Here is a 12,561-nt window from a genome sequence, read left to right as displayed (position 1 = left end):
CGAGCGCGGGTGCGGACGCGGACAGCGGGAGCGCGGCCAGGTGGGCTCGGTGCGGCGGAGGCGATGGCCGGCGCGGGGCCGGGCCGGCCACCGGCTGTCGTTCCCACTCGACCGGTCGGCAGCACCGGGCAGGCGCGGCCACACCGGTCGGGCATGCGTGACCTACTGCTCGGCCTGCTCCAGGTGATAGCCGCACCGCGGGCAGACCGGCTCGGCCACGGCTTGGTCAGTGGGCGCCTCGACCACCGCGACAGCGGCCGTGACCTGCTCAGACTCGTTCTCCGCCGCAGCTCGGCGGGCCCGCAGGGCGCGCAACTCGTCGCGCAGGCGGCGGACCGACATGCGGTTCCGCGCCGCGAGTTCGAGCCAGTGCCCCTGCTGTTCCGGCGGCAGCGCGGCGACCTCGGCGTGGTGGCTCCAGGACAGGTTCTCCCGACGTCGGGAGACCTCGAACCGCGACGCCACGTACGCCATGTTCATCAGGCTCTGAATGTCATAACCGGTGGTGCGCGACGCCCGGGTGTACTTCTCGCCGAACTTCGCGTTTCCGTAGTTCACCCAGTCCCCGATCCACCAGGCCGCGCCACGCCCAATAGACCCGAGCCGTTTACCCTGTTGTAACCAGTCGACCAGATCCATCTCGGCATGCGGTTCCCAGGCGACAGGACTGACCTTCGCCTGGCCACGGGTATCAGTACGTGACGTTCGCTGCTCGGGCACGGCCTCGACGCGCGTCGCCATGTACGCCACTCCCTTCCGTCCTTGCCCGGCGCACCCACATCACACCGATGACTTTGTGCGACCCGCCAGATTCAAGGCCTGGAGCATCCCCAGTTGTCGCACCCGGCGCACCGCGACGCCATCGGTTCACGCCGTCGGCACCCGCGGTACTGGCCGCGGCGGCCCGACCGGTTGACCAATGGCGGTCAGGGAAGGGTTTGGGGGTGGTCCGCACCGGATATCGGCTCTTCGCTCATCCGCGCGCACACCGGGAGAAGTACGCGGACACATGGTCTTTGGAGGATGAGAGTCGCCCCCTAGCCACCCAGTCGCGGTCCGAGAAATCACCAGGAGCAGTTTTCGCAGCCGACTGATGGAGTGTCAACCTTCCTCAGTCAGGTGACCCCAGATGGAGCAGGCGGCTTGCAACGAACGCACAGACGCCGTAGTTCTCCTTACCCACGGTAATTGCGGGCGGCAGCACATACCGGGCCCGTTCGCACCGCCGGGCCGCCGTCGCGCTACCCGGACCGCTCCGCGAGGTAGCGGCGGAAGGGGTCGATCCGGTCCGGCACCACCGTCCACCCGGCCATCCGGTCCACGACCTCGTCGAGGGGCAGGAACGCGTGCCAGCCCACCTCCTCGACCTGCGGGCGCACCGGGCCGGAGACCACGGTCTCGAACACGCCCTGCCACTCCGGGTACTCCCCGTCGAAGCGGTGGTGGAACAGGAACGTGGGCGTGGCCACCTGGGCTCCGAGTTCCTCGCCGGCCTCGCGCTCGGCCGCCTGCGCGTAGTCCTCGCCGAACGCGACCACGCCACCCACGAACACGTCGTGGTGGGCGGGCCACACCAGCTTGGTGGCGGTGCGTTGGTGCACGAACAGCCGGCCCCGCTGGTCCCAGCAGAGCACCAGGGCCACTCGGTGCCGGAGCCGCCGCCGGTACACCTCGCCCCGCGACTCCGGACCGATCACGTGGTCCGCGTCGTCGACGACGGTCACCACCTCGTCCACCGGTGAGGACACCACGCTCGCACTCCCCTTCCTGCCGCCCGTCACCACGATGGTCCGCTGTGGAGCGCGGTGCGGACAAGGCACGGCGGTGGCGGGTGTCTGGTCACCACGGCCACGAGCGCCCAGCACGCCCCCGCCGGCCACTCCTGTCCGGCACTGCCAGCAGGGCTGGTCAGGGCCGCGGCAGGGCGCGTTGCGCACCCGTGCACCGCGCTCCCGGCACCCGGACGAAAAGTGAACACACGTCACATTCAGGTGTTCCGGTCGGCCGGGATGGGTACAGGCACCACTCAGGACGTTGCCGAGCGAGAGGAGACGGTGTGGCGCACACGTGGGTTCAGGTGCTGGTCACCGTCCTGGTGAGCGCGGCCGCCCTGGCGGTGGCACTGGCCGTGGTCGCGTTCGTCAGGCGGCTGGTGACCAGGGTCGGCCGCCGGTCCGCCTGGCTGACCGAACTGGGCAGACACGCCTACCGCCCCACCCAGTGGATGGCCGGCCTGCTGGCCGTGCACGTGGCGCTGCTCGCGGTCAGCCCGTCGGGCGCCTGGCGCGGTCCCCTGGTGCACGTCCTGGGCCTGGCCCTGATCGCGGCCGGGGCGTGGCTGCTCGCCGCCCTGCTGATGGTGGTGGAGGACGCCGCGCTGACCCGGGTGCGCACCGATGTCCGGGACAACCGGCGGGCCCGCCGCGTGCACACCCAGGTCACCCTGGTTCGCCGGGTCACCGTGGCGATCATCGCGGTGGTTGCGGTGGGCGCGATGCTGATGACCTTCCCGGCCGCCAGGGCGGCCGGCACCAGCCTGCTCGCCTCGGCCGGCGTGGTCGGCGCGGTCGCCGCGCTGGCCGCCCAGTCGCTGCTGGGCAACGTCTTCGCCGGTCTGCAGATCGCCTTCAGCGACGCCATCCGGCTGGACGACGTCGTGGTGGTGGAGGGCGAGTGGGGCCGCATCGAGGACATCACCCTCACCTACCTGGTCATCCACCTGTGGGACGACCGCCGCCTGGTCCTGCCGACCTCCTACTTCATGTCCCACCCGTTCCAGAACTGGACCCGCACCGAGGCGGCCCTGCTGGGCACGGTGGAGATCGATCTGGACTGGACAGTGCCGGTGGAACCGCTGCGCGAGGAACTGCGGCGGATCCTGCGCGACACGGACCTGTGGGACGGGCGGGTGTGCGTGCTCCAGGTGACGGACGCGGTGCACACCATGGTGCGGCTGCGGGCCCTGGTCAGCGCGGCCGACGCGCCCACGCTGTGGGATCTGCGCTGCCTGGTGCGGGAGCGGTTGGTCGAGTGGGTGCAGTGCCACCAGCCCACCCCACTGCCCCGGCTCCGACTGGAGAACGTGGCCGCGCGCGCCCAGCAGTGGACGGCCGCGACCACGCAGCGCCAGCACACCGACCAGGACGCCCGGGTGTTCGGCGAGAGCGCCGACGGCGAGGAACGCGTACACCTGTTCAACGGCCCGCACGAGCCCTGATTCCGGTGCGCCCGGCCCACTCGGTCCCGGCGGAAACGGAACCGACGAGCGCGGGCGGCACAGCCGTTGCGCGGCACTCATCCCGGTTGTTCCGCGGTGGCGAATTCCGCCACGGTCCGCGGCGCGGGCGCACTACCGACCCGGTGGTGACCGCAATTCTGGTCGTCCGGACGAGCACCGGCACCGGGGTCAGTCGGCGGCGGGGAAATCCTCGGTTCAGCTCGCCGGATACCGCGCGTACCAGACCGGAGTGGTGGGCGGGAACGCGCCGAACTCGGCGAGCGCGTCATCGGCGAGCCGCTCGATGATGTCCCGGTGCTCCAACGCGTCCAGCCAGCTCTGCCGAATCGCGCCGACCCCGTGCAGCGCGCCGAGGATGTTGCCGCACACGGCGGCCGTGGAGTCGCTGTCGCCGGAGTGGTTGACCGACACGAGCAGCGCCTCGTTGGGGTCGTCCACGACCGTGGCCGCGTACACCGCGATGGCCAACGCGCTCTCCCCGACACCGCCGTGTCCCAGCTCGGCAACGCGTTCCGGGCTCGGCGCACCCCGCCTGGACAGATCGATCGCCTGCTCCAACGCGTTGACCTGCTCCTCGTGACCGTCCCATCCGGTCAGTTCGGCCACGGCCACGTCGAGCGCGTCCCGCAGGGCGGCACCGCGCAGCAACTGGTGCACCAGCACCGCGAGCGCGCCGGCCGACAGGTAGCCGCTGGGGTGCCCGTGGGTGAGCGCCGCGCTGATCGCGCCAACCCGGAACACCTCGGCCACGTCATCGGACCACAGCGCGGCCGGGGCCGAGCGCATCACCCCGCCACACCCCTTGGAGTCGTTCACCGGCTTGGCGAACGTCCCGGGCTGACCGGTCTTGCCGAACTGCTCAAGCGCGAAGAAACAGGTGGCACCGGGCGCCCGCCGGTGGTGCAGCCCCCGGTGGCTGACCAGTTCCCCGTCCGGAGCCTCCACAGTGGACTTCGGACCCCTGGCCCGCTCCCACGGGACGCCCTGGGTGTGCAGCCACCGCTGGTAGGCGTGCTGCAACACGTCCCGCAGCTCGGCCGCGCCGTGCAGCCGCTGCCGCACGTGCGCCCGGATCAGCCCCTCCAGGGTGAACAGCAGCATCTGCGTGTCGTCGGTGATCGTGCCCAACCCACCGTAGGCGGGCGCCAGGTCGGTCAGGCCGGCCGGGCCGTAGGTCTCCCGGACCACCGCCATGGTCTTGCCCTCGATCGGCGCGCCCAGCGCGTCACCCACCGCACCGGCGAGCAGGCACCCCCGCCACCGGGACACGAACTCGGGCGAGGCGATCAACCGGGAACTGGTGGGCGGCGCGGTGGGCGGCGGGCTCACCGGCGCGGTGGGCGGCGGGCTCACCGGCGCGGTGGTCGCCGGCACGCTCGCCTCCTGAGCAGTGGTCACCTGAGCGGTGGCCGCTGGAGTGGCGGTTGCCGGGGCTTCGGCGTGCTGGCCGGTGTCGGTGTTGGCCTGCGCGGCGGTCGTGGCCGCCGCCGGTGCGGCAGCGGCCTGCTCACCAGCCGGCTCGGGCGAGTGCTCCGGACCGGCCAACTGGGCCGCCCGCAGCCGGGGCGCCGGATCGCGCGCGAGGAACCTGCGGCCCTGTTCGTCAACGCCGATCAGGAGTTCGTACCGGTGCAGTGCGACGGGCACTGGCACGGCCGAGGGCTCACCGGTGTCGACCGACTCCCGCACCCGCAGCAGCCGCGCCAGCGTGTCCAGATCGTCCTCACCCAGCCAGAAATCACCAGCCATGCCCTGATCCGTTTCTTCTCCTGCCACGATCGACCGTCTCCCCTCAGGACCGCGGGTAGCGCCGCGTCCACATCTCCGCCTGCTCGGCCACGGTCAGCGGGCTGAACCTGTTGAAGTGCCAGAACGCGTCGCTGGCCACGTTCTCCACCAGGAAGCGCAGCTCCAACTGGTCGATCCAGTGGCTGGGCAGGCCGGGCACACCGTACTTGGCGCCCAGCAGGGCGCCGGTCACCGCTGCGGTCATCGCGCTGTTGCCGGAGTGGTTCACCGCCACCAGCAGCGCGGTCTCCGGCTCCGTCTCGAACCGGCTCGCCGCGTACAGGGCCCGGGTCAGCACCGACACGGCCGTGGCGCCGTCGCCCAGCGAGTCGAGCTGCGCCAGGGGGTGCACCTCCCGCTGCTCCCGGCGCACCCTGGCCTCCTGCAACGCCCGCCGGAACTCCGACCGCTCGGACTGGAAGTCGTTGTCCTGCCAGTACGAGTACTCCGGCTGGAGCAGCAGGTGCACCGGGCGGATGGTGTCCTCGGCCAGCATGCGCGAGAACATCAGCCCAGCCAGGGACATCGCCGCCCTCGTGGACGTGTTGTGACCGTGGGTCAACTGGGCCAGTTCCAGGGCCAGGGCCCTGGCGTGCTCCATGCCGTCGGCTCGATCGAGGCCGTGTGCGGCGGCGACCGCGGCGGGCAGCGCGCTCAGCAGGGCCGCCGCGCCCTGCGACTTGTTCACCCGGCGTTCCGGGGAACCGATCTCGCCGCGGCGGGCAAAGGAGCGGATGGTGCTCAGCGTGGTGAGGTCGGGGGAGCGCCGGTGCGCCAGTTCCGGCACCCGCACCAGCCAGCCGTCCGGCTCGGCCCGATCAGCGGCGAACCTGCCCCCGGCCTCCGACCACGGCACCCCCTGGGTGACCAGCCAGCGCTGGTAGGCGTGCTGGACCGCGAGCGGCGCGGAGGTGAGGTGGTGCTTGCCGGCGACCGGCTCGGCGCCTCGGATCAGTCCCTCGGTGCAGAACAGCAGCTGCTGGGTCAGCGCACTGATCTGTCCTGGCCGGTCGAAGGCGACGGCCAGCTCGGTGAGTCCGTGCGGACCGAACTTCTCCTGGATCGTCTCCCACGAGTCGAACTCCACGGCCGAACCCAGTGCGTCACCGAGGGCGAAGCCCACGTACGCGCCCACCACCCGGTGCCACGCCAGGTTGTGGTTCTCGTGGCTGTTGCGGGAGAACTTGCCGAAGTGCGGCGCACACGGGCGCGGGGTTCCGTCCTCCGCGTACCGCAGTTCCAGTCCGGCGCCGACCGGGTCGTCCGGCCACGTCGGCTCCGCCCCCTCCGGCAGCGTCTCGTTGCGCAGTTCCCACGCGCAGCCCCGGAGGTGGCGCAGGCACTCGTCCACGCTCAGCGGGTGTTGGTTCGCCCTGGCCTGTCCGGACGCGAAGCGCAGTCGGCGAACCAGTGCGTCCCGAGCCTGGTCGGCGTCGGCGAACCCGAAGTCGTCGACCACGCGGTCGATCTCCACCTGCACCGGTGGGCTGGTCTCGACCGGTTGTTCCCGGACCCAGCCGTACCCGGCCTCGTCGGCCGGTGCCGGATAGGCCTCCACATAGGACTGGAGTTCCGACACGACAAAGCTCTTGCTTGGCACCTGGCCGAGGTTGATGTCGAGCCGCACATCGGGCAGGGCGGCGATGACATCGCGAACCCGGACCCGGAACCAGGTCTCGCAGTCCGCCGGCAGCCGGCGGCGCGAGCTGAACACGTCCAACGCCCTGAGATCGGTGCCGGTCGGCGCGGTCCTGATGGTCCAGTCCCTGGTGGCCGGCACGTACACGTCGAGGTCGAGCATGCCCCAGATGAGCGTTTCCTCGGGATACCAACCACAGTTCTCGTAGTTGAGCAGCGCGTCCAGCGGCGTGTCCGGGATGGGGAAGCCCCGCCACAGCGGACCGATCCGGTAGTTCTCGTTGCGCCACCCACCGCCGGTGAGCTGGCCGGCCTGGTCGACCTCGCGCCAGCCGAACACGGCCTCGGACGGCACCCCGAGATGGGCGAACAGGTCCTCGTAGAACTCCGGGTCGACGACGGCGACGCCGCCGCCAGCCAGGTCCCTGGCGATCTCGTGGTCCGCTTCGGACGGTTCCGGCCAGGCCGGCATGGCCTGGAAGTCCGGGATCTCGGGCTTGTCCGACGCGGCCGAGTCCTGCCTGGGGATGTACAGCTCCGGCGGCCGGCCGTCCTCGGGCACCAGCACCGCCGGCGCCGGGAAGATCCCGGGTCCCGGCTTGCTCGGGTCCTCCGCGTCGAAGTAGCCGTAGGGGACGCACCAGCCCTGCAGCGTGAGCACCGTCCCCGGCTCAACACCGACCCGGTGCTTGCCGTGCCTGAGGTCCTCGCCGAACCTGCCGCGCAGCCACTCCTCGGCGGCCGCGATCGCCGCTTGCTTGTTCACCGTGAATGTCCTCTTCCGTCAACCACAGTCACGCGGCGGGCTGGTAGGAGAGCAGTTCCAGTTGCACGGCGTCGGGCCTGAGCCGGGCAAGCGTACCGGTCTGCGGGTCGATGAACGCGACGCCGAAGCTGTCCTTGACCACCGTCACCACGTGGCCGGGCCGCATGCCGTTCTTCTCCGCCCCGTACCTGAAGCCGAGCACCGCGCGCGAGCCGTCCGGGCGGTCCCGCATGATCCGGATGACCTCGTCGAAGTCCCGGTGCTCGGTGCGTTCCCCGCCGAGGTGCTGCTGCACGTAGTCGAGCGTGCCCTCCTTGTCCACCCGTTCCGGGGCCAGCGGTTCCGCCTCCACGTCCTCCCCGGCCAGCCGGCGTTCGTAGGTGACCACGCACCGCGTGCAGTTGGTGTGGTAGCCCTCCTGGTAGGCGTCCTCTCCGTCCACATTGTCCCCGTTCACCCTGCGCAGCTCCGGGTACTTCTCCAGCAGCAGGCGCACGTGCGTCTCGGGATCGTCCATCGCGGCCTCGGCGTGGATCGCCGGTTCGGCTGGCGGGTTGGTCGACCTGCAGATGCTGGACCACTCCGACTCCGGAACCTGCCCGACCTCGCGATCGGGCTCGGCGGACACCGACTCGGCCGCTGTCTCCGGCTGGTCCGGTTGGTTCGCCACCACCGGAGAACCGACGCCGTGTCCAACGTCACCACCGTGGTCGCCGCCCTGGTCCCCGCCGCCCTGGTCGCTGCTGGCCGACACCGGCCCGCCCAGCCGTGACGGGTCAATGCCCGAGGAACTCCGTCCGCCGCGCTGGGCGGCCATCTCCGCCTTCAGCGCGTCCAGTTCCTTGAGCACCCTGGCCTCGACCGCCGTGCGCTCCCGCCGCTCCGCGATCCGCTCCCGCGCCTGGTCGGGGGCCAGGTAGTGGGGTGAGTCAGGGGTGATCTCCTCGGCTTCGATGTGCCGTTCGAGCTTTGGCCTGCCGAACGGGTCGCGCACTTCGACGATCTCGTTGCGGCGCACCAACAGCTGCGTGCCGGGCGCGTGCAGCACCTCCCGCTCGGCGCGGGAACTCGCGATGCCGGAGATGTTGCGCCCCGTCTTGGACGCGATCGTCAGCTTGATGTCGTAGTTCGGCTGCTTGAAGGCGCTGTCCCGGTTCTTGTCGTCCACATAGGAGCTGCTGGTGAACTGCGTCTCCACGACCACCTGGCCGACCTGGTAGTGCGCGGCGGCGAACTCGGCGGCCTTGCCGGTGAGGCCCATGCGCCGGACCACCTCACCCCGGTGCACGGGCATGTGCTTCAGCCCGGAGGCGACCGCGCTCGCGTGGTGCCGGTAGATGTCCAGGTTCGTGCCCTCGCGCAGCGCCTTGTTCACCTTCTCGTACATCCCGTGGCGGGTGTAGGCGTGCACGGCGAACAGCTCGTCGCGGGGCACGTTGGCGAACTCCGGCTGCGCCAGCTTCTCCGCCGCGATGTGATCCATCAGGCCGACCACGTCCCGGTCCGCGCGGAGCACGGCGAAGTCCTCGGCCGTGGCCTGGTGGTTGGGGTTGCCGAGGTAGGGCTCGTCCTGGAGGAGCGGCTCGGCCTCGACCCTCGGCCGCTGCCCCGGTGCCGGCTGCTCGGCCGCGACGGGCTGGACGGGGTCCGGCTGGTGCTGCGGCGCGGGCGCGGTGTCGTGGTCCGGCCGCGGGTGCACCGGGGTTGGCGTGTCCGCCGCCGGCTGACTCTGCTTCGGTGCCTGCTCGGGCGAGTCGGAAACCGGTGGCCGTGCAGTGTCCGGAGTGGACAGCGGGCCGGGTTGCCCACCAGGGTGCTGCCCGGGGTGCGGGCCAGCGGGTGGCCGGGCCTGGGTCGGTGGTGCTGCTGGCCGCACCTGGTCCGGCCCGGGCTGCCCGGGGTGCGGCCGCACGGCCTGCGGGCCACCGGGACGAGCGGCCGGGTGCGGGGTGGGCGGGCCGGCCAGCGGCGGCCGGCGTTGGACCGGCGGAAGTGCGTTGCCAGCGGGTTGCCCGTGGTGCGGGCGCTGCACGGGCACGCCCCCTGGCGCCCGGCCCGGTCCTGGCTGGGGATGCGGTGGCGGTGCCATGCCGGCGCGCGGCGGCACCGGCCCCCACGGACCGGCCGGTCCCGGCTGGTAGGGCCCCTGCTGCCAGGGCACGTTCCCGGCGTGCGGCTGGCCGGGCATGGGCCCGCGCGGTGGCTGGCCGTGCGGTCGGTAACCCTGTGGCGGGTGACCCGGGTGCGGCTGGCCGCCGGGCCCCGGCTGTCCGGGACGAGCTGCCGGCGGCCACGCCTGGCCCGGTCCGGTTGGGCGCGCGGGCGGCGTGACGGGGTGGCCGCCAGGGCCTGGTCGGCCTGGCTGCCCCGGGTGCCGTGCCGGCCCGGACTGCTGCTGCGGCAGTGGGCCGCCGGCGCGCGGCACCTGGTTCGCCGGACGAGGTCCTGGCCCGGTCGGTCCGCCAGGCGGCACCGCCCCGGGTTGCGGCGACCGGCCACCAGGCCCGGTCCTCGGTGGCACGCCGGCTCCGCCGAACGGTCCGGCCTGCCGCGGTGGCATCCCCGCCCCGGCCGGACCCTGCTGCCAGCCAGGACCGAAGTCCTCGCCCCGCCCGCGCGGCACGCCCGCGCCAGGGGCGGTACCCGGTCCACCCGGTGCCAGTGGGACACCTGGCCCGCCCGAACCCTGGGTCTGGGTCGCGGAAGCGGATGCGCCGGCAGGCCCGAAATCAGCGGGAGCGGTGCCCGTCGGCCCGAAGTCAGTCGGTGCGGAGCCCCGTGGGCCGAAGTCCACAGTGGACCCAGCAGGGCCGGAGCCGGCAGGACCGAAACTGGCAGGCGCGGACCCGGCCGGCCCGAAGGCGGGCGCGCCTGAACCGGTCGGCCCGAAGTCGACCGGCGGGGACCCCGTCGGGCCGAAACCACCCGGTGCCGGGCTGATCGGCGCAGGCCCGGTCGGCCGGCCAGCCGGCTGCCGTTGGCCGGCATCGGTCGGTCCGGTTCCGGCGGGGCCGGGATCAACCGACCCCCGGGGACCGAAGCCGTCCGATGCCGAGCCCGCCGGGCCGAACTCACCTGGAGCCGACCCCCGGGGACCGAAGCCGTTCGGCGTCGAGCCAACCGGACCGAAATCGGCCGGTGCCGACCCCCGGGGACCGAAATCCGCCGCCCCTGATCCCATCGGCCCGAATGCAGCCGGTGCCGAACCCATCGGGCCGAAGCCGCCCGGCTGGCCACCGGGTGGGCGCTGTCCGGTGCCCCCGGGCATGCCCTGCCCGGGGGCGTAGCCGTACCCGGCAGCGGCACTGCCGTAGCCGCCCGAGGACCCACTCGACGAGCCACCACTCGCGCTGCCGTAGCCACCCGAGGCACTGGCCGCACTGCCAAAGCCCCCCGAGGACGCCCGACCGTCGGCCGGCGTGGCGCCGGTGGTGGAGCCACCGGTCGGCGTGCCGGTCCCGCCGGGGCCACCGGCAGCCGATCCGGACGACACCGCGGCCCCGGATGACCCGCTGCCACCGCTCGCGCTGCCGTAGCCGCCCGAACTCGACGGAGCCGGGCCGGTGACGGTCGATCCACCGCCACCCGTTGTCGGGCTGCTGGCCACCGCCCCGCCACTGCTGCTCGGCGCGCCACCGGCGGGGGTGGCCGCCCCACCGCTCTGCTGCGCCGCCGGCGCGCCCGGTGCGGCTGATGCGGCCGGTGCGTCCTGGCCGGTGCCGCCGACGCCGGCCGGGGTGCCACTCGCGACCGGAGTGGCGGATGCCGGCGCGTGGCCGGCGGTCGGCGCGGGAGCGTCCAGTGGCGGCGCCACTGCGGCCTGGTGGGTGCCACCGGCCGGCTGACCGTCCACACGCGACGCGCTCACGTCCGCGACCATTCCGGAACCGGCCGGCGCGGCCGAGGCCGGCCCGGAGTCGATCGGCGCTGCGACAGTTGGCGCTGAAGCAGTGGGCGCGGACCCGGCGGCGGCTGGCGTGGCAGGCGCCGGTCGCGTGGCCGACCCGCTGTCGGTGTCAACCGCGGCCGAAGCGCGCGCGCCCACGTCGTGCCCGGGCGCCGGGGTGGCCGCCTCGCCACCGGCGAGATCCGGAGTGCCGCTGGTCCGGTGCGCCAGGGGAGTTGTCGGTGGAGTTGCCGGCGACGACGCCCGGTCCGGACCGCCGTCCGGCAGATCCATGTCCGGCATGTCGATGTCGCCGACACCGGCCAGGCCGGCCCTGTGGTGCTCCCGGCCGGCGGACACGCCGGTGCGCACGGAGTCCCCGGCCGCGCCGAGCAGCGCGTCACCGAGGTCGAACTCCTCGCCGTTGCCGGTGACCACGGCGGTCAGCCCGTCGGTGGCCACGCCCTCGACCAGGCCCTTGACCCCCTCGGTGACGCCCACCGCGACCGGGTTGGCCGAACCGCCGAGCCTGACCTTGCCGAGCAGGCCGCCAGCGGCCTCGCCGATGGCACCGCCCACCGCGCCGCCGACCGCGGCCTCACCGGTCTTGGCCCAGTCGATGCCGTCCCGGCTGCCCTTGGCCACCTGCACGCCCTGCACGGCCAGGTCGGTGGCGACCTCGATGGCCATCTCCTTGAGGGCGGCCAGGAAGATCCGCTTGATCGCCTGCAGCAGCACCCGCAGCACGACCTGCACGGTGACCCGGGTCGCGGCGATCTCGGCCGGTGCCGCAGCAGCCGCCGCGCCGAAGGTGAAGAACGACGCCACCGCGGTCGCCGCCAGTTCGATGGCCAGCGCGATCAGCGCGGCGATGATGGCCAGCTTGGCGTACTCGATCTCGGTGGCGCACTCGTCGCACGCCTTGGCCATGTTGTCGGCGTACTCGGCCAACTTGTCGAACACGGCCTGGTCACCGGAGCTGAGCTGGTCCCAGTAGGCGCGGAAGCTGTCGGCCGCCTCGCCGCTCATGGTGCCGAGCACCCGCTCGGCGACCTGGTCGGCGTCCGCGCCGACCTGCCTCATCTCGGTGGCGGCCTGCTGCCACGCGTCCCGCAGCCGCCACATCGCGTCCTCATCGCCCTGTGGCCACTTCTCCCCCACCACGATCGGCAGCAGCCACTGCACCGGCTCCGGACACTGGATGCTCACCCTACGTCCGCCCCTGTTCTCGAATTCCCGTCCGGC

The 12,561-nt window shown here is 72.9% G+C and carries 6 protein-coding genes; 1 reads left to right on the top strand and 5 read right to left on the bottom strand.

Annotated features, from left to right (window positions below):
* Positions 1-162: 162 nt before the first annotated feature.
* Together LX83_RS04105 and LX83_RS04100 are read right to left on the bottom strand one after the other, a co-directional pair.
* A complete protein-coding gene (locus LX83_RS04105; protein WP_253767191.1) occupies positions 163-741 on the bottom strand; it encodes an LmbU family transcriptional regulator in 579 nt (192 codons plus the stop codon).
* A 500-nt stretch (positions 742-1,241) separates the two neighbouring features.
* Positions 1,242-1,751, bottom strand: a complete 510-nt coding sequence (locus LX83_RS04100; protein ID WP_253767188.1) for an NUDIX domain-containing protein — start codon at positions 1,749-1,751, stop codon at positions 1,242-1,244.
* Positions 1,752-2,056: 305 nt separating this feature from the next.
* Here LX83_RS04100 and LX83_RS04095 point away from each other — a divergent pair, with 305 nt between their 5' ends.
* Positions 2,057-3,217 (top strand): mechanosensitive ion channel family protein, encoded by a 1,161-nt coding sequence (locus LX83_RS04095; protein ID WP_253767186.1) that lies wholly within the window; start codon positions 2,057-2,059, stop codon positions 3,215-3,217.
* A 216-nt stretch (positions 3,218-3,433) separates the two neighbouring features.
* On the opposite strand, the gene LX83_RS04090 is transcribed toward LX83_RS04095, so the two are convergent.
* The 3 genes from LX83_RS04090 to LX83_RS38305 are packed head-to-tail and all read right to left on the bottom strand — an operon-like array spanning position 3,434 to position 12,525.
* Positions 3,434-4,987 (bottom strand): ADP-ribosylglycohydrolase family protein, encoded by a 1,554-nt coding sequence (locus tag LX83_RS04090; protein ID WP_253767184.1) that lies wholly within the window; start codon positions 4,985-4,987, stop codon positions 3,434-3,436.
* A gap of 43 nt (positions 4,988-5,030) precedes the next feature.
* Positions 5,031-7,430, bottom strand: a complete 2,400-nt coding sequence (locus tag LX83_RS04085; RefSeq protein ID WP_253767182.1) for an ADP-ribosylglycohydrolase family protein — start codon at positions 7,428-7,430, stop codon at positions 5,031-5,033.
* Between the two features lie 28 nt (positions 7,431-7,458).
* Complete coding sequence (locus LX83_RS38305) at positions 7,459-12,525, bottom strand: WXG100-like domain-containing protein (protein WP_308203909.1); 5,067 nt, start codon at positions 12,523-12,525, stop codon at positions 7,459-7,461.
* Positions 12,526-12,561 lie beyond the last annotated feature (36 nt).

The sequence above is a fragment of the Goodfellowiella coeruleoviolacea genome (assembly GCF_024171785.1).
Classification (GTDB): domain Bacteria; phylum Actinomycetota; class Actinomycetes; order Mycobacteriales; family Pseudonocardiaceae; genus Goodfellowiella; species Goodfellowiella coeruleoviolacea.
Note: the sequence above shows the minus strand (reverse complement) of the source record. Positions and strands in the feature narration are given on the sequence as shown.

Bases quoted from the DNA above. Each gene is read 5' to 3' on its own strand.
- LX83_RS04105 (WP_253767191.1), bottom strand. From the start codon at position 741: ATGGCGACGCGCGTCGAGGCCGTGCCCGAGCAGCGAACGTCACGTACT.
- LX83_RS04090 (WP_253767184.1), bottom strand. From the start codon at position 4,987: ATGGCTGGTGATTTCTGGCTGGGTGAGGACGATCTGGACACGCTGGCG.